This window comes from Plantactinospora veratri, from assembly GCF_036421995.1.
In the GTDB taxonomy this organism is placed as follows: domain Bacteria; phylum Actinomycetota; class Actinomycetes; order Mycobacteriales; family Micromonosporaceae; genus Plantactinospora; species Plantactinospora veratri.
The window spans coordinates 80,882-97,723 of record NZ_JAZGQL010000002.1; the positions used below are offsets into that span (position 1 = coordinate 80,882).

14 protein-coding genes are annotated in these 16,842 nt (G+C 71.8%); 9 read left to right on the forward strand and 5 right to left on the reverse strand.

The features are described 5' to 3' along the window. Positions 1 to 4: 4 nt before the first annotated feature. The 4 genes from V1634_RS03030 to thiC are packed head-to-tail and all read left to right on the forward strand — an operon-like array spanning position 5 to position 3,973. Positions 5 to 802 (forward strand): thiazole synthase, encoded by a 798-nt coding sequence (locus tag V1634_RS03030; protein WP_331206181.1) that lies wholly within the window; start codon positions 5 to 7, stop codon positions 800 to 802. Further along, a complete protein-coding gene (locus V1634_RS03035; RefSeq protein ID WP_331206182.1) occupies positions 799 to 1,464 on the forward strand; it encodes a thiamine phosphate synthase in 666 nt (221 codons plus the stop codon). Before V1634_RS03030 ends, V1634_RS03035 begins: the two co-directional genes overlap by 4 nt. Further along, complete coding sequence (gene thiD, locus V1634_RS03040; protein ID WP_331206183.1) at positions 1,461 to 2,384, forward strand: bifunctional hydroxymethylpyrimidine kinase/phosphomethylpyrimidine kinase; 924 nt, start codon at positions 1,461 to 1,463, stop codon at positions 2,382 to 2,384. The genes V1634_RS03035 and thiD overlap by 4 nt, the downstream gene beginning before the upstream one ends. Next, the gene (gene thiC / locus V1634_RS03045) at positions 2,381 to 3,973 is read left to right on the forward strand and encodes a phosphomethylpyrimidine synthase ThiC (protein ID WP_331206184.1); all 1,593 of its coding nucleotides are present in this window, start codon (positions 2,381 to 2,383) and stop codon (positions 3,971 to 3,973) included. The genes thiD and thiC overlap by 4 nt, the downstream gene beginning before the upstream one ends. A gap of 142 nt (positions 3,974 to 4,115) precedes the next feature. Here thiC and V1634_RS03050 read toward each other — a convergent pair whose 3' ends face one another. The 3 genes from V1634_RS03050 to V1634_RS03060 form a co-directional block, all read right to left on the reverse strand. Then, a complete protein-coding gene (locus V1634_RS03050; protein ID WP_331206185.1) occupies positions 4,116 to 6,554 on the reverse strand; it encodes a hypothetical protein in 2,439 nt (812 codons plus the stop codon). Positions 6,555 to 6,657: 103 nt separating this feature from the next. Next, a complete protein-coding gene (locus tag V1634_RS03055; protein ID WP_331206186.1) occupies positions 6,658 to 7,467 on the reverse strand; it encodes an ABC transporter ATP-binding protein in 810 nt (269 codons plus the stop codon). A gap of 111 nt (positions 7,468 to 7,578) precedes the next feature. After that, positions 7,579 to 8,772, reverse strand: coding sequence for an ABC transporter substrate-binding protein (locus tag V1634_RS03060; protein ID WP_331206187.1), 1,194 nt, complete (start codon positions 8,770 to 8,772; stop codon positions 7,579 to 7,581). Positions 8,773 to 9,226: 454 nt separating this feature from the next. Between V1634_RS03060 and V1634_RS03065 the strand changes: the two genes are divergently transcribed. The 5 genes from V1634_RS03065 to V1634_RS03085 all read left to right on the forward strand — a co-directional run bounded on the left by V1634_RS03065 (position 9,227) and on the right by V1634_RS03085 (position 14,632). Next, the gene (locus V1634_RS03065) at positions 9,227 to 12,364 is read left to right on the forward strand and encodes a sensor histidine kinase (RefSeq protein ID WP_331206188.1); all 3,138 of its coding nucleotides are present in this window, start codon (positions 9,227 to 9,229) and stop codon (positions 12,362 to 12,364) included. Further along, on the forward strand, positions 12,361 to 12,771 hold the full coding sequence (locus V1634_RS03070; protein WP_101368105.1) for a roadblock/LC7 domain-containing protein: 411 nt from the start codon (positions 12,361 to 12,363) through the stop codon (positions 12,769 to 12,771). The genes V1634_RS03065 and V1634_RS03070 overlap by 4 nt, the downstream gene beginning before the upstream one ends. A 64-nt stretch (positions 12,772 to 12,835) precedes the next feature. Beyond that, positions 12,836 to 13,204 (forward strand): DUF742 domain-containing protein, encoded by a 369-nt coding sequence (locus tag V1634_RS03075; protein WP_107260835.1) that lies wholly within the window; start codon positions 12,836 to 12,838, stop codon positions 13,202 to 13,204. Then, entirely contained in the window at positions 13,185 to 13,838 is a 654-nt protein-coding gene (locus V1634_RS03080) for a GTP-binding protein (RefSeq protein WP_407951706.1), read from the forward strand. The genes V1634_RS03075 and V1634_RS03080 overlap by 20 nt, the downstream gene beginning before the upstream one ends. A gap of 74 nt (positions 13,839 to 13,912) precedes the next feature. Next, on the forward strand, positions 13,913 to 14,632 hold the full coding sequence (locus tag V1634_RS03085) for an SDR family NAD(P)-dependent oxidoreductase (protein ID WP_331206190.1): 720 nt from the start codon (positions 13,913 to 13,915) through the stop codon (positions 14,630 to 14,632). Between the two features lie 75 nt (positions 14,633 to 14,707). Here the strand turns inward: V1634_RS03085 and V1634_RS03090 are convergent, their stop codons facing one another. Beyond that, positions 14,708 to 15,484, reverse strand: coding sequence for an ABC transporter permease (locus V1634_RS03090; protein ID WP_331206191.1), 777 nt, complete (start codon positions 15,482 to 15,484; stop codon positions 14,708 to 14,710). Between the two features lie 169 nt (positions 15,485 to 15,653). Next, entirely contained in the window at positions 15,654 to 16,673 is a 1,020-nt protein-coding gene (locus V1634_RS03095) for an ABC transporter substrate-binding protein (protein ID WP_331206192.1), read from the reverse strand. Positions 16,674 to 16,842 lie beyond the last annotated feature (169 nt).

The following is a 16,842-nucleotide window of genomic DNA, read 5'->3' on the forward strand; positions in this document are numbered from 1 at the left end:
CGCGATGTCGATCGGAGTACCCGAGCCCGAGCCCGGATTCGTACTCGCCGGTGAGAAGTTCGGCTCCCGGCTGATCCTCGGTACCGGCGGGGCGACCAGCCCGTACGTGCTGGAGCAGACGATCCGGGCCAGTGGCAGCGAACTGGTCACCGTTTCGCTGCGCCGGATCGACAGCAACGCCACCATGGGCGGCGGGGTGCTGGAGGTGCTCGGCCGGTGCGGCGTACGGCTGCTGCCGAACACCGCCGGCTGCCGTACCGCCGCCGAGGCGGTCACCGTGGCGCAGCTCGCCCGGGAGGCGTTCGAGACGTCGTGGATCAAGCTGGAGGTGATCGGCGACGAGCGGACCCTGCTGCCGGACGCGGTCGAGCTGGTCAGCGCCGCCGAGCGGTTGGTCGCCGACGGGTTCACGGTACTGCCGTACGTCACCGACGACCCGGTGCTGGCCCGCCGGATGCAGGATCTCGGCTGTGCCGCCGTGATGCCGGCGGGTGCGCCGATCGGGTCCGGGCTGGGCATCAACAACCCGCACAACCTGCGGCTGCTGCGGCAGAACGTGGACGTACCGGTGATCCTGGACGCGGGCGTCGGCACCGCCTCGGACGCGGCGCTGGCGATGGAACTCGGCTGCGACGCGGTGATGCTGGCCAGCGCGGTCACCCGGGCGGCCGACCCGGTACGGATGGCCACCGCCATGCGGTTCGCCATCGAGGCGGGACGGCTGGCCGCCGGTGCCGGACGGATCCCCCGGCGCTTCCACGCGCTGGCCTCCACCCCGGACGAGGGGCGGCCCGAGCTGTGACCGGGCCCCGGGGAATCGTGCTGGTCACCGACCGGTGGCAGGCGAACCGGCCGCTCGACGAGGTGGTCCGGGCCGCCGTCGAGGGCGGCGCCCGGTGGGTACTGCTGCGGGAGCGGGACCTGCCCCGGCCGGAGCGGCTCGAACTGGCCCGGCGGCTGCGGGCGATCCTCGCCCCGGTGCACGGCACCCTGCTGGTCGCCGGGCCGGACCCGCTCGACGGCGACGCGGTGCACCTGCCGGCCGCCGGCCCCTATCCGGCACCGGCGCTGCCGCTGGTCGGCCGCTCCTGCCACGACCTCGCCGAGCTGGGGCGACTCTGCACCGAGGACTACGTGACGCTCTCGCCGGTCTATCCGAGCCCGTCCAAGCCCGGATACGGCCCGCCACTCGGTCCCGCCGGCCTCGCCGGGCTGGTCACCCACAGCCCGGTACCGGTGGTCGCGCTCGGCGGCATCGGCACACCCGGGCAGGTCGACGCCTGCCTGGCGGCCGGTGCGGCCGGTGCGGCGGTGATGGGTGCGGTGATGCGCTCGGACGACCCGGCCCGGCTGGTCCGCGACCTCTGCGCGGCCGTCGAGGCGCGGGCCGGCGCATCGGTGCCGCAGGCATCGGTACCGGAGGCATCGGAATCTGGGGCATCGGTATCGGAGTGGTCGCGGTGACCCCGCCGGTGGTGCTGACCGTGGCCGGCTCGGACTCCGGGGCGGGCGCGGGAATCCAGGCCGACCTGAAGGTCTTCGCCGCGCTCGGGGTCTACGGCACGTCGGTGCTCACCGCGGTCACCGCCCAGAACACCCACGAGGTACGGGAGGTCTTCCCGATCTCCGCCGCGATGGTGCGCGCCCAACTCGACGCGTTGGCCGAGGACCTGCCGCCGCTGGCGGTGAAGACCGGGATGCTCGGCGACGCGGCGATCGCGGCCGCGGTGGCCGGGGCCGCCCGGGCCGGCCTGCTGCCCAACCTGGTCGTCGACCCGGTGCTCGTCTCCACCAGCGGGGCCCGGCTCGGCGTGGTCGGGGCGATCGAGCGGCTGCTGCCGTACGCCCTGGTGGCGACGCCGAACCGGGCGGAGGCGGCGGCGATCCTCGGCCGTACCGTCTCCGGTCCCGACGAGATGGCGCAGGCGGCCCGGCAGCTCGCCGCGGGCGGCCCCCGGTACGTGGTGGTCACCGGCGGCGACAGCGACGACTCGGGGCTCGCGACCGGCGGCGGCGAGGCGTTCGGCGGCGCGGTCGACGCGCTCTGGACCGGCGTCGAGGTGCGGCTGTTGCGCGGGCCGTGGGTGCCGACCCGGAACACCCACGGCACCGGCTGTTCGTTCTCGGCGGCGATCGCCGCCCGGCTGGCACTGGGCGACCAGGTGCCGGAGGCGGTGGCCTTCGCCAAGGAGTACGTCAGCCGCGCGCTGCTCGGTGCCCGGAACTGGTCGTTGGGGCGCGGCCACGGGCCACTGGACCACTTCGGCTGGTCCGGTGCGGCGGCGGCCGGCGGATTGCCCGGCCCGTCCAGCGGATCCGGCTTATCCAGCGGATCCGGCTCATCCAGCGGATCCGGCTCATCCAGCACAGGGAGGTTGTCATGAACGCTCGTCGCAAGGTCTACGTGACGGGGGCGCGCCCGGACGTCCGGGTGCCGTTCGCGGAGGTCGAACTGGCCGGCGACGAACCGCCGGTACGGCTCTACGACACGTCCGGTCCCGGTTCGGACCCCGCCGAGGGGCTGCCTCCGCTGCGCGGGGCGTGGATCGCGGAACGGGGCGACGTGGCCCCGGTACGCGGTGCCGGCACCCCGCTGGCCGGCCGGGACGGTGCCCGGCCCACCCAGTTGGCGTACGCCCGGGCCGGGATCGTCACCCCGGAGATGGAGTTCGTGGCGATCCGGGAGGGGATGCCGGCCGAGGTGGTACGCGACGAGATCGCCACCGGCCGGGCGGTACTGCCGCTGAACGTCAACCACCCCGAGTGCGAGCCGGCGATCATCGGCAAGCGGTTCCTGGTGAAGGTCAACGCCAACATCGGCACCTCGGCGGTCACCTCGTCCATCGCCGAGGAGGTGGAGAAGCTGACCTGGGCCACCCGGTGGGGTGCGGACACCGTGATGGACCTCTCCACCGGCAAGCGGATCCACGAGACCCGGGAAGCGATCATCCGCAACTCGCCGGTGCCGATCGGCACCGTCCCGATCTACCAGGCGCTGGAGAAGGTCGGCGGCGACCCGGTGAAGCTTTCCTGGGAGGTCTTCCGGGAGACCGTGATCGAGCAGGCCGAGCAGGGCGTCGACTACATGACGGTGCACGCCGGGGTACGCCTCGGCTACGTGCCGCTGGCGGTCAACCGGGTCACCGGGATCGTCTCCCGGGGCGGCTCGATCATGGCGGCCTGGTGCCTGGCGCACCACGAGGAGAACTTCCTCTACACCAACTTCGCCGAACTCTGCGAGATCCTCGCCCGCTACGACGTCACCTTCTCGCTCGGCGACGGGCTGCGGCCCGGATCGATCGCGGACGCGAACGACGAGGCGCAGTTCGCCGAGCTGCGTACCCTCGGGGAGCTGACCTCGGTGGCCTGGGAACACGGCGTACAGGTGATGATCGAGGGGCCGGGCCACGTGCCCATGCACAAGATCAAGGAGAACGTGGACCTCCAGCAGGAGCTGTGCCACGAGGCACCGTTCTACACCCTCGGCCCGCTGACCACGGACATCGCCCCGGCGTACGACCACATCACCTCGGCGATCGGCGCCGCGATGATCGGCATGTTCGGTACCGCCATGCTCTGCTACGTCACCCCGAAGGAGCACCTCGGGCTGCCGGACCGGGACGACGTCAAGGCGGGGGTGATCGCGTACAAGATCGCCGCGCACGCCGCCGACCTGGCCAAGGGGCACCCCGGGGCGCAGGCGTGGGACGACGCGCTGTCGAAGGCGCGATTCGAGTTCCGCTGGGAGGACCAGTTCAACCTGTCGCTGGACCCGGAGACCGCCCGGGCGTACCACGACGCCACCCTGCCGGCGACGCCCGCCAAGACGGCACACTTCTGTTCCATGTGCGGCCCGAAGTTCTGCTCCATGAAGATCACCCAGGAGCTGAAGGAGTACGCGGCGCAGGGCATGCAGGAGAAGTCGACCGAGTTCCTGGCCTCGGGCGGCAAGGTGTACCTGCCACTGGCCTGATCACCGGCCCGCCGCCGGTGGACTCGTCGGTGGCGCGGGCGCCGGAGTCGCTCACCTGGACGCTGGAGGCGTTACCAGTAGGTGGATACGCCTCTGGTGTCCAGGTCGAGCCGCCGCCCCGCCCGCTCGGGTGCGGCAGCGGTCAGTCGGCGTGGTGCCGGCCGGTCGAGCGCAGCGATCGCCGTACGCTGCGGTCCAGCCCGATGTCGTCGGCGGTCGGATCGGGCTCGCTGAGCCCGCTCACCCAGTCGACGTACTCCTCGTCGCGGGCCGGGACCGGTTCCTCCGTACGGTTGCGGCCCTTCGCCTCCCGCTTCGACTCGCCCCTGCCCGGCTTCGACTCGCCCCTGTCCTGCTTCGCGTCGTCCTTGCCGGTCTCGACGGCGCCGGTCTGCTCGGCGTCGGTACCGCCCCGGTTGCGCCGGAACAGGCCGCGACGGATCCGCCCCGCCGGCCGCTGCGCGTCTTCGGTGACCGACTCGGACTCGACCTCGGCGGTGGTCTCCGGGCCGGATCCGGTCGGGGGCGTGCCGCGATCCCGGGCCGCCCGGCCCGGCGCGTCCCCGGCCTGGCCCGGCTTACCGCCGACCTGGCCGGGAGCGTCCCTGACCTGGCTGGGAGCGTCCCCGGCCTGGCCGGGAGCACCTTCAACCTGGCCGGGAGCGCCTTCGACCTGGGCAGGGGCGTCCCCGTCCTGGTCGGGGCTGTCCCCGGCGACCACCGGGACGGGCGTCATCCGCCCGGTCCGGGCCGGGTCTGCTCCGCTCGGCTCCGGTCTGGTTGTCGGTTCGGTCGTCGGTTCACGACCGTCGAGGCGGGGACGGCTGACCGGCGTGAAGGCGTCCCAGGCGTCGTCGCTCCGGGACGATGTGGCGGACTGTGGCGTGAACGTCGCCGTCGGTGGTGCTGTCGTCGGTGGTGCCGCCGTCGGTGGTGTCGCCGTGGTCGCCGGCTCCGGCGCTGCCGAGGGCGTCGTCCCCGCTGGTGCCGACGGTGCCGTGGCGCCTGCTGGTCCCGATGGCGTGACCGGCGGTGTCGTGGTCGGCCAGAAGTCCTCGGTACGCAGTCGACGGGCACCGGTCCAACCGGCCGGGAGCCCGGCATCCGCCGAAGCGGCGCTCGGTCCGCTGCCGGCCGGACCGCCCGGCTCCGTGCCCCTTCGCTGACCGCTTTCGGGCACGGCCGGGGTCGATGAGCCGAACCGCTCGGTCGGCGCGGAGTCCTCCGGGGAGGTACGCGGTGTCGGTACGCCTCTGCCGATGTCGAACGACCAGTTCCCGGGACTCGGCGGCTGCTCCCGGGACGGCTCCGTCGGCGCGCCGGCCGTTCGCCCACCGGCTGCCGCCGTGCCGCCGGAGAGCGTGGCTGTGGTGTCGCTCGACGGTGGGGTCGCGGTGCTGCCGGGGAGTGGGGTGGTGGTGCCGCTCGACGGTGGGCTCCAGGTGGTGGGCGTGCTGCCGGGCCAGCTCGGCGCGGTCGCAGCGCCGCCGCCCGGCACGGTTACGGCAGCGCCGCTACTCGGCGAGGTCACCGTCGGGATGGTCTCGGTGGGCGCGTCGTCGACGCCGCTCTCACCTGCCGGCCTGCCGCCGCCGCTCTCACCTGCCGGCCTGCCGCTGCCACTCTCAGTCGTCGTCGCCGTGCCGGCGGTGCCGTCGAGCGCTGCGGCTGCGGTCGAGTCGGCTGCGCCGGTCCGCTCCGGGGCGGCCATGGCCTGGGCCGGGGCGCTCGTGGTCAGCGGCCAGCGGGCCCACGCCGCAAGCACCGAACCCAGCGCACCGGCACCCACGGCGATCAGTGCCCCCCAGTACGGTGCCGCCTGGTAGGCGTCCGCGGAGTCACCCCGACCGGCGACGACGTACGCCAGGGCGAGCATCGCCGGGCCCGCCACCCCGCAACTGGCGACCACCGGGGTCGGCAGCTCGCGCCGCCGGGCCAGGGCACCGGTGAGCGCGCCCGCGACCAGGGCCAGCGCCGGCATGGTGACCACCGCCAGCCGCTGGCTGGTACCGGCGCCGAGCCAGCTCGGGTCGACGCCGCCGAGCCGGACGGCGGGCAGCGGGTCGGTGGGGCCGAGCGAGGGGAGTACGGAGAGTACGGCGAGGAACCAGACCGCCCCGGTCACCGCCCCGATGTTCCAGACCACCGGGCGCTGGCTGAGCGCGGCCAGGGCGGCGACGAACCCGACCCCGGCACCGATCAACGCGGCCACCCCGGTCAGGCTCACCGGGTCTGCCGAGGCGACCTGCGCCGCCCGGGCGGGCTGCATGGAGAGCGGGGCCACCGCGAGTGCGCCGAGGGCGGCGAGCGCGGAGACGACCGCTCGGTTGCCGAGCGTGCTGGGCAGGGTGTACCTGCGGGCGAGTCGGTCCGCGACCATCGCACCGACCACGGCCGCCACCATGGCGACCCAGCCGACCCAGCCGAGCTGGGCGGGCCAGTGGTTCACCGTGGCGCCGTCGAAACCGCGGTTCAGGCGGACGAGGCCGAGGCCGTACGCGATCCCCAGCTGGCCGGCGCCGCTGACGATCCCGACGAGGAGTGCGGCGAGCAGCACTCTGCCCCAGGTCCGGTAGGCCATGCCGGGCACGTTACGCACTCGTCCGGCCGGCCCGCCACCCTGGGCCGGACGTCGGGCACCGGCAGCGGCGCCCGACCGGCTATCGATCGTGCTGACCGTCGGGTCAGCGCTGCTGGTCCGACTGGCCGCTGCCGCTCAGGGCCAGGCCGGGACCGCTCCCGGGATGGTCGATCAGGAGTTCGTGCAGTTCCGCGCTGGCCCGGGCGACGTCCTCGAAGTGCGCGTTGCGGCCCAGGGAACGGGGACGCGGGATGTTGATGTCGAGCACCTTGCGGATCTGCCCGGGGCGCGGGCTGAGTACGACGACCCGGTCGGCGAGCAGCACCGCCTCGTCGATCGAGTGGGTGACGAAGACGATCGTCGCCGAGTGCTCCATGTGAATCCGCTGGAGCTCGACCGACAGCTCCTCCCGGGTCAGCGCGTCCAGCGCGGAGAACGGCTCGTCCATCAGCAGCACCTTCGGCTGCTGGATCAGGGCCCGGCACAGCGACACCCGCTGCTGCATGCCGCCGGAGAGCTCGTGCGGAAGCCGCTTCTCGAACTCGCTGAGCCCGACCATCGACAGCAGTTCGCGGGCCCGGTCGCGGTGCGCGGCCTTGCTCCAGCCGAAGATCTCGGTGGGCAGCATCACGTTGTCGAGGACCGACCGCCAGGGCAGCAGCGCCGGGCGCTGGAAGACCATGGCGATGTCCCGCCGTGGCCGGGTGACGACCTCGTCCGCCACCCGGATCTCGCCCTCGGTTACCGGCAGCAGGCCGGCGACCAGCCGCAACAGGGTGGACTTGCCACAGCCGGAGCGGCCCACCACGGCGAGGAACTCGCCCTCGGCGACGTCGAGGTCGATCCGCCGCAGCGCCTCAACGGAACCGGACCGACCACCGAAGGTCCGGGATACTCCGGAGAGTCGGATCATCGCTTTTGCCACCCCATTCGACAGGTCGACAGTGTCGACAGGCTATCCCGGACGCCTTCCGGCGGCGAGGACTCGTTCCGCGCCGCCGGGCCGCGTCCGTCGATCGCCGGCTCAGCCGGCCAGCCGCCAGCGGCCACCACGGGCCACCAGCAGGCTCAACGCCTGGGGCATCAGCCCCGAGTGGTTCTCCGGCGTCATCCGGATCGGGCCGGAGAGTCCGTCGGTCTCGGCGGTCTCCAGCAGGCTGCGGATGCGCGCCCGGTCCGGCTCCTCGCCGCCGCCGGCCCGTACCGCCGCGTCCACGATGAGTTGCAGCGCGTCGGCCGCGAACGAGGAGTATCCGTAGTAGCCGCCGAACCGGGCGGTGTAGTCCCGGAACCACTGCTTGCTCGCCGCCTTGGCCGGGGTGGTCGCGATCACGTCGTCGATCACCATGGTCTGGGTGAAGACCATTGTGGTCTTCTCCGCCGCCCGGCCGCTGTTGCCGATGAAGAGGTCGCCGGCGGCCACCGCGTCGAAGAAGACGTGGCCCTTGTAACCCTCGGAGGCGAGGCTCCCGATCGCCAGGTTCGCCTGGTCGGCCGGGGTCCACACGATGATCGCGTCCGGCTCTTCCGCGACCAGCGCGGCAACCGGCTGGCTGACGTCGGTGTCGGTGACCTTCACCGTCCGCTTCGCCAGGATCGGAATGTCTGTGGCGTCCTCCTCGACGCCGACGAGTTCGCTCGCCAGCGTCCGGGCGCCCTCCTCGCCGTACTTGTCGGCGGTGTGCAGCAGCGCCACCGATTCGACGCTGCGGGTGCGGAGTTCGGCGGCGATCGCCGCGACGTTGTCGCGGGCGTTCGGGCCGAGTTTGAACATGTATTCCCGATCCGGTCCGGGGGCGGCGACTTCACCGGCGGGGGCGAGCGCGATCGTCGGAACCTGCTTGCTCTTCACCGTCTTCGCCGCACCGAGGGCGCAGTCGTTACAACTGCCCATGATGATGCCGCTGATCGCCGGGTTGGCGGTGAAATCGCCGATATTGGTTGCCGAGATGCTTGGATCGAACTTGTTGTCCCGGACCTCCAGGCGAACCCGGCGGCCGTCCAGCGCACCGGACTCGTTCAGTTGTTCGACCTTGAGTTCCAGCGCCCGCTGGTAGGCCTTGCCGACCTGTGGGGCTGCGCCGGACAGTTCCAGGTCGGCGCCGATCACGATCTCCCCGGACTCCTTCTCCGGCGCGCCGAACTGGCAGCCGGTCAGCGAGGTTGCCAGGATGGCCGACGCGAGCAGCGCGGGTATCGCGGAGCGGATGGGCCTCAACTCAGTCCTCCAGGTATCCGGCGCGGGCGGGGTGCTTGCCCGGCCGCCGATCCAGTCGTCCACAATGGATGGCAGCGATCTGCCGTACGGTTCACGCGAAGCCTTCAAACCCGCAAAACCTTGCCAATGCCGGACGCCTGGGTCAAGCGCTGGATGCCCGGCCGGTTTCGGGATGACGGGTCTCACATAGTGATAAGAGGGGGTACGGGTGCGGGATAACTTTCCAGATACAAGTGACCACTCTAGAGATATATGTGCTGATCAGAGACTTGGCGATTCATCGATCTCTCGGCGCCGAGGGTAGCCGACGTCCCATGATGGACCTTTGCTGCCCTCCCGTCGCTTCCCAAAGCGGCCTTCTTCTGATGAAATCGCGGCCGTGCCGCGTGCGGCTCGATCCGCTGCAGCAGGCATCGGTCGACGGGTCACGTAATGAAACGACGGAGGCGATGTCGTGAGCACCGGACCTACGACCCTGCCCGCGAAAGGTCTGCGGGGGGGCGCTGCACCGCGCCGCTGGCTTCCCCGGCTACGGGACACCCGGATCCGGTCCAAGCTCGCACTCCTGCTCGTCGTCCCGGTCGCCGCGGTCCTCGCGCTCGCCACGATCCGGCTGGTCGACATCGGGCAGGGCGCCTACCAGGCCGGTGTGCTCCGGTCGCTGACCGAACTCTCCGCGGACATCTCGGCGCTCACCCAGGACGTGCACAAGGAGCGGATCGCCGCCGCCCGGCTGCTGGCCAAGTCGAAGGAGACCACGACCGAGGCGTACGACGCGTACGTGCAGCGCACCGACGCCCGGATCGCCGCGTACAACGACCGGCGGGCCCAGGTCAGTGACGTCCCGGCCTCGGTGGAGGACCGGCTGCGGGTCATCGACGACCGCCTCGCGACGCTCAACGGCACCCGGCAGGAGGTGCTGGAGCGCCCGCAGATGCCACCCGGTGAGGCCACCCTGCGGTACGGCATGATCATCGGTGAACTCGTGGCGTACGGCGAGGCACTCGGTCAGATCTCCGGTGAGAGCGCGGTCGGCGACAGCCTGCGTACCCTCTCCGCGCTCGCCCAGGCGAAGGAGGCGGTGGCCGAGGAGGAGGCGGTGGTCTACAGCTCCCTCGCCATCAACCAGGTGCTCGACCAGGAGCAGTTCTCGGCCTTCATCGCCACCCTGACCAGCCAGCAGGAGGCGCTGCTGGCCTTCAGCGCCTCCGCCAACGCCCGGCAGGAGGCGGTGGTCAACGGTGCCGTCACCGGCGACGCGGTGATCCTCGCCGACAAGGTGGCGCGGGACCTGACCCGGTCGGTCGGGCAGCGGGCACCGATCAGCGCCAGCTCGGCGGCGATCGCGATCGGCTCGATCAACGACCTGATGCGCTGGGCGGAGACGCTGCTCGAATCCGACCTGCTGGACCAGGCCGAGTCGGCCCGCTCCGAGGTCGTCCAGCAGGCGATCATCGAATCGGTGATCGTGCTGCTCACGCTGATCATCGCGCTCGCCCTCGCCGTGGTGCTGGCCCGGTCGCTCAACCAGTCGCTGCGCCGGCTCCGCGAGGGTGCGCTCTCGGTGGCCAACCACGACCTGCCCGAGGCGGTCCGCCGGCTGCGGGACGTCGGCACCATCGGCGACGGCGGCGTCGACGAGATCGTCCGGCAGGTCCGGGACCCGATCCGGCTCAACAACAAGGACGAGGTGGGCCAGGTCGCGCTGGCGTTCAACGTCGTACACAAGGAAGCGGTCCGGATCGCGGCCGAGCAGGCCGCCCTGCGGACCAGCGTCTCGGCGATGTTCCTCAGCCTGGCCCGCCGAAGCCAGACCCTGGTCGACCGGATGATCGGTGAGCTCGACGCGATCGAGCGGGGTGAGGAGGACCCGAAGCGGCTGGCACAGCTCTTCGAGCTCGACCACCTGGCCACCCGGATGCGCCGCAACGACGAGAACCTGCTCGTGCTGGCCGGCGCCGACTCGACGGCGCCCCGCCGCGAGGACGCGTTGCTGATCGACGCGCTGCGGGCCGCGCAGTCCGAGGTGGAGCTCTACAACCGGATCGAGTTCGGCACCGTCGACCCGGACATCTCGGTCGCCGCGCACGCGGTCAACGACGTGGTCCGGCTGGTTGCCGAGCTGCTCGACAACGCCACCCGGTTCTCGCCGCCGCACACCACGGTGGTCGCCGACGCCCGCCGGATCCGCGACTACGTGTTGATCCAGGTGGAGGACCGAGGACTCGGCCTCAGCGAAGAGCAGATGGACGCCCTCAACCGCCGGCTGGCCGAGCCGCCGGCCGTCGACGTGGCGGCCTTCCGGCTGATGGGTCTCGCGGTGGTGGGTCGGCTGGCGCACCGGCACGAGATCCGGGTCGACCTGCGCCGCAACGTCGAGGGTGGCACGGTCGCCCAGGTCACCCTGCCGGCCAGCACGGTGGTGCTGCCGAACCCGCGCGGTCGCGACCAGGTCCTCGGCCGGCAGCGGCAGCCGCTCGCCGTCGAGCAGGGACCGGCCACCAACCGGCCGTCGACCGGCGCGGCCTGGCAGGAGACGCTCTCCCCGGTCGGCGCGTCGCGTACCGCCGGCACGCTGACCGAGCAGTGGCGCAGCGCGGCCGGCAACCAGTGGCAGACCGGGGGCGACCCGGCCCAAGCGACGCCGGCCAACACCGGTGCCCCGGTCAACAGCCATCTGACGGCGAGTCAGTTGCCGGCGATGCCCGCGCCGACGTACCAGCAGGGAGTGACGCCGACCTACCAGAACCCGGCGTCGACGGCACCGCCCCCGCACACGGGTCTGGCCGGTTCGACCGGGGTCACCTCGCCGACCGTGCAGTACCCGACGGTCGCCTCCTCGCTGCCGCAACGCGGCGGCACGGCCGCGACGCACGCCATGACTCCCGCGGCGGCGCCGTCCGGCCTGCCCTCCGGCCCGGTCGCGGGTACCCCGGTCAGCGCTGCCTCCGCGGTCGCACCCCGGGTGGAGGACACCGGCGAAGCGCCGATCTTCCGCGAGATGGAGGCGGTCTGGTTCCGTTCCCACGGATCGGACTCGACCGCGATCTTCACCGTGCCGCCCGGCGGCTACCAGTCGCCGCCGGCACCGAGTGCTCCGCCGTCGCCGAATTCGGCGACACCGGGCCGCACCCCGCTGACCGCCCGCACTCCCGGGCGTTCGGTGCCGCCACCGGCCCCCTACGCACCACCGACGCCGCCACCCGCGGCCGCACCGCCACCGGTCCCCGCGCCCGCGCCCGCGCCGGCCCCGGCACCACCGGCGCCGGCCGCTGCCGCGCCGGCCGCGCCGGCCGGGCAGCCCGGGCCCGAGGGGTCCTGGCGGACGGCGGCCGACGAGGGCTGGGCCCGGGCCAGCCGGGCGGCGGAGCCGGCCGCCGGTGGCACGACCCGGTCCGGCCTGCCGAAGCGGGTACCCCAGGCGCAACTGGTGCCCGGTGGCGTCGAGCCCAAGAGCGGGCGCGAGCGGACCAGGCGTACCCCGGACGAGGTGCGCGGTCTGTTGTCGGCCTACCACCGTGGCGTACAGCGCGGGCGGACGGCCGGTTCCGAGCAGAACGGCATGATCTCAACCAAGGAGACGAGCGGATGAACAGGCCAGCAGCGATGCAGGACATGGGTTGGCTGCTCAGTAACTTCGCCGACAGCGTCGCCGGCATCGCACACGTCGTCGCGGTCTCGGCGGACGGCCTGCTCCTCGCCTCGTCCCGGGACCTGCCGCCGGACCGGGCCGACCAGCTCGCGGCGATCACCTCCGGCGTGGTCAGCCTGACCGACGGCGCCTCCCGGATGTTCAGCGCCGGTGGGGTGCTCCAGACGGTGATCGAAATGGACAGTGGCTACCTGTTCCTGATGTCCATCAGCGACGGTTCCTCGATGGCGGTGCTGGCCGCCCGGAGCTGTGACGTGGGCCAGGTCGGCTACGAGATGGCGCTGCTGGTGGAACGGGTCGGTGCGGCGTTGGTGCCGTTGCCGCGCGAGGCCGTTTCGCGTCCCTAATCCGGCGCAGACGAAGGATGGCATCGGTGAAACCGCGACTCGACTCTGAGGAGGTGACCACGGTATGGAGGGACGACGCGATGACCCGCGTGGCGCGCTCGTCCGACCGTACGCGGTCACTCGCGGCCGTACCGAACCTCGCCAGGACATCGCGCTCGAGGCGGTGCTCGTGGCGAGCCCGGCCGCGGTCGTGGAGTCCCGGTTCGCCGGCCATGACAAGCACCGCATCGCCACGATCTGCGAGGGCCGGGCGCAGTCACTGGCGGAGATCGCCGCGTACACCCGGCTGCCGTTGGGTGTCGCCCGGGTGCTGGTCGCCGACATGGTGGCGGACAGCCTGCTGACGCTGCACAATGCCGCTCCACCGTCTGAGGCGTACGAGGAGCGGATGGAACTGCTTGAGAGGGTGCTAAGTGGACTTCGCAGGCTATGAGTCGGCCAGGCCGCGTCGCGGCGGTGGTGGCGGTGGCGGCGGTGGTGGTGGCGGCGGGATCACCTCCGCGAAGATCGTTATTGCCGGCGGGTTCGGGGTCGGCAAGACGACGCTCGTGGGTGCGGTCTCGGAGATCACCCCGCTGACCACCGAGGCGGTGATGACCGCGGCCGGGGTCGGCATCGACGACCCCTCCAAGGTGCCGGGCAAGGAGACCACCACGGTCGCCATGGACTTCGGCCGGATCACCATGGCCCAGGACCTGATCCTCTATCTGTTCGGCACCCCCGGACAGACCCGGTTCTGGTTCATGTGGGACGAGATCATCCGCGGTGCGGTCGGCGCGGCGGTGCTGGTCGACACCCGGCGGATCACCGACGCGTTCGCGCCGCTGGACTACTTCGAGAACCGGCACCTGCCGTACGTCGTGGCGTTGAACTGCTTCGACGGCGCACCGCAGTACGAGGCGGAGGAGGTACGCGAGGCGCTCGCGATCGCTCCGCACGTGCCGCTGGTGATGTGCGACGCCCGACACCGCGAGTCGGTCAAGCACGTGCTGGTGAACGTGGTACAGCACGCGATGGAGACGTTGCGTGCGGAGCACGGCCGGGGCCAACCCACGCCGGTCGGCTGACCCTCGCCGTTTCGCAGGCTTGCCGGGCCCGGGGAGGCTCCGCGGTTCAATCCTGCACAACGAGAGGGACAGACATGCCACAGCACGATGGCCCCGATGGCGGCTGCGTAGTCGTCATCGGGGGTACCTCCGGCCTCGGCCGGGACGTGGCCGAGCACTACGCGAAGCGTGGCCTTGAGGTAGTCGTCACCGGCCGCGACGCGGCCCGGACCGAGGCGGTCGCCGCCGAGATCGGCGGCCGGACGACGGGTGTCGCCGTCGACCTCGCCAAGCCCGAGTCCATCGCCGCCGCGCTCGCCGGGATCGGCGAGACCAAACACCTTGTCCTCTCCGCCTTCGTCCGGGACGTCAACAAGGTCTCGGACTACCAGATCGACCGCGCCGTCAGCCTGGTCACGGTGAAGCTGGTCGGCTACACCGAGGTGGCGCACACCCTCGCGTCCCGGCTCTCCCCGAGCGGTTCGGTACTGCTCTTCGGCGGCGGCTCCAAGGACCGGCCGTTCCCGGGGTCGGCGACGGTCTCCACGGTCAACGCCGGGGTGGTGGGGCTGGTCAACGTGCTCGCCTCCGAGTTGCGGCCGGTCCGGGTCAACGCCCTGCACCCGGGCATCGTCGGCGACAGCCCGTTCTGGGCCAAGCAGCCGGCCGAGGTGCACGAGACCTACCGGGCGCGTACCCCGACGGGCCGGCTGACCACCATGGCGGACGTCACCGACGCCGCCGTCTTCCTGCTGGAGAACCCGGCCGTCAACGCGGTCAACCTCGACCTCAACGGCGGGTCCGGGCTGGCCTGACCCGGTGGGCGGATCACCGTCGGCCACGGCCGCGGCGGTGATCCGCCCGATCGGTCCGGCCCGGCGCGGGAGGACTCAGGCGGAGATCTTCCGGGCCCACGGCACCGCGATCCGTTCGGCCACGACGACCGCGTAGAAGACGCTGATCCCGATCACCCCGGTCAGGGTGATCGCGGCGAACGCCAGCGGGGTGTCGAAGGACTGCTGCGTGTTGTAGATGATCGCCCCGAGCCCCTGGTTCAGGGTCTGCAACTCGGCCACCACGGCGCCGATCAGCGAGAGCGTGATGCCGAGTTTCAGCCCCACGAAGACCTGGGGCAGCGCCCAGGGGAGTCGTACCTTCAGGTAGGTCTTCAGCCGGGTCGCCGACAGCGACCTGGTCAGCTCGTAGAGGTCGGTCGGGGTCGAGGTCAGGCCCGCCATGGTGGCGATCATGACGGGGAAGAACGCGATCAGGACGACCAGGGTGAGCTTCGTCCGCGCGTCGTAGCCGATCCAGAGGATCAGCAGCGGTACGAGCGACACCTTCGGCACCGCGTTGAATGCCACGATCATCGGCAGGCTGGCCTGTTCGACCAGGCGCGAACTGGTCAGCAGCAGCGCCGCGACGATCCCGCCGACCGCCGCGAGGCCGAAGCCGGCGAGGGTTCCCCAGAGGGTCGCCCAGGCCGCCTCGAACAGATAGCCGGGCTGCCGGCGGAAGGCGTCGACGACCTCCGGCGGCGACGGCAGGAAGAGGGTTCGGACGTCGAAGACGATGGTCACCAGCCACCACAGGGCGATCGCGACGACGGTGCCGATGATCGGCAGCGCGAGCCGGGCGCCGGGGGAGAGGTTCCGGCGGTCGGTCACCGGATCCGCCCCGGTCCGCGGCCGGCGCCAGGGCCTGCCGGCCGGTACTGCGGGTCGTGGGCATCGCGGCCCGGAGGGGTACGGACGCGCAACATGTTCGCTCCTCTGCGTCGAAAAGGGGACGGCGAGTGGCTGTCCACTCGCCGTCCCCGAGCTGTTCCGGCGTCGGTCAGGCCTTGGGTGCGATCGAGAAGTCGATGACCTTGTCCGGGGTGAGGCCGGCCGGGATCAGCTCGGCGCCCTGGAGGATGGCGATGGCCCGGGCGGCACGCTGCTCGTCGAGCGCACCGATCGTGTTGCCCGGTGCCGAGGTGACGTACGGCGTCATCAGCTTGATCTCCGCCGCCGCGCCCTGCTCGTTCACGTTCGGGTTGTTGGCCTTCATGATCTTGGCGGCCTCTTCGGGGTTCTCCACCGTGTACTTGAGGCCCTTCATCGCCGCGTCCTTGAAGCGCTTGACGATGTCCGGGTTCTCCTGGGCGTACTTGGCGGTGGTGGTGAGGCCGGTGCCGAGCAGGTCCCGCAGGTAGTCGGTGAGCGGCATGACGGTCATCGTCTGCTTGGTCACCGTCTCCACCGTGTTCTTGGTGATGACGAAGGTGCTCAGCACGTCGACCCTCTTGCCCACCAGCAGGCCGACCAGGGTCTGCGGGGTGGACTCGACGAACTGGAGCTTGCTGGCGTCGAAGCCGGCCAGCTTGCCGTACGCCGGCAGCAGGGTCCTGGTGATCGAGCCGGCGGCGACGCCGACCCGCTTGCCCTCCAGGTCCTTCGGCTTGGTGACGCCGGAGCCGGGCGGCGCGAAGATCGCGACCAGCGTGCTCTGGTGCACCGCCGCGATCACCCGCATCTCGGTGACCTGCGCCTTGCCGGTCTGGATCATCAGCTGGGTGACGTCGCTGTAGGTGAACTGGGCCTTGCCGGAGAGCAGGCCCTGGTTGTTGGTGGCCGGCGCACCCTGCTGGATGGTGACGTCGAGCCCGGCCTCCTTGAAGAAGCCCTTGTCCTTCGCCACCCACGCGAATGCGTCGTGGCCGCCGGTGCCGAACCCGGTGAGGTACGTCACCTTGTCCGGAGTCTTGCCGCCGGCGTCGCCGCCGTCGGAGTCGTCCGAACCGGAGCAGCCGGCGGTGACCAGCATGGCCGTGGCCAGCGCCGCGGCGGCCAGCACGCGTATACGCCTCGTCATTCCTACCTGTCCTTTGAGGAGAATCCATTGAGGATGTGAATCGATCGCCCGGTTCAGGATCGGCCGCGCCCCGCTGATGGCGCCACGGGTGCAGATGATTGCCGGCGGCTCTCTATGGCCGGTGCCCGCCATGATCGTAATGCCTTGCCCGATGTCTCCGGCAGTCCTC

Excerpts from the sequence above, each read along its gene's own strand:
- V1634_RS03070 (WP_101368105.1), top strand. The coding sequence starts at position 12,361 with ATGAACAGGCCAGCAGCGATGCAGGACATGGGTTGGCTGCTCAGTAAC.
- V1634_RS03095 (WP_331206192.1), bottom strand. The coding sequence starts at position 16,673 with ATGACGAGGCGTATACGCGTGCTGGCCGCCGCGGCGCTGGCCACGGCC.
- V1634_RS03055 (WP_331206186.1), bottom strand. The coding sequence starts at position 7,467 with ATGATCCGACTCTCCGGAGTATCCCGGACCTTCGGTGGTCGGTCCGGT.
- thiC (WP_331206184.1), top strand. The coding sequence starts at position 2,381 with ATGAACGCTCGTCGCAAGGTCTACGTGACGGGGGCGCGCCCGGACGTC.
- V1634_RS03030 (WP_331206181.1), top strand. The coding sequence starts at position 5 with ATGTCGATCGGAGTACCCGAGCCCGAGCCCGGATTCGTACTCGCCGGT.
- V1634_RS03075 (WP_107260835.1), top strand. The coding sequence starts at position 12,836 with ATGGAGGGACGACGCGATGACCCGCGTGGCGCGCTCGTCCGACCGTAC.
- V1634_RS03085 (WP_331206190.1), top strand. The coding sequence starts at position 13,913 with ATGCCACAGCACGATGGCCCCGATGGCGGCTGCGTAGTCGTCATCGGG.
- V1634_RS03050 (WP_331206185.1), bottom strand. The coding sequence starts at position 6,554 with ATGGCCTACCGGACCTGGGGCAGAGTGCTGCTCGCCGCACTCCTCGTC.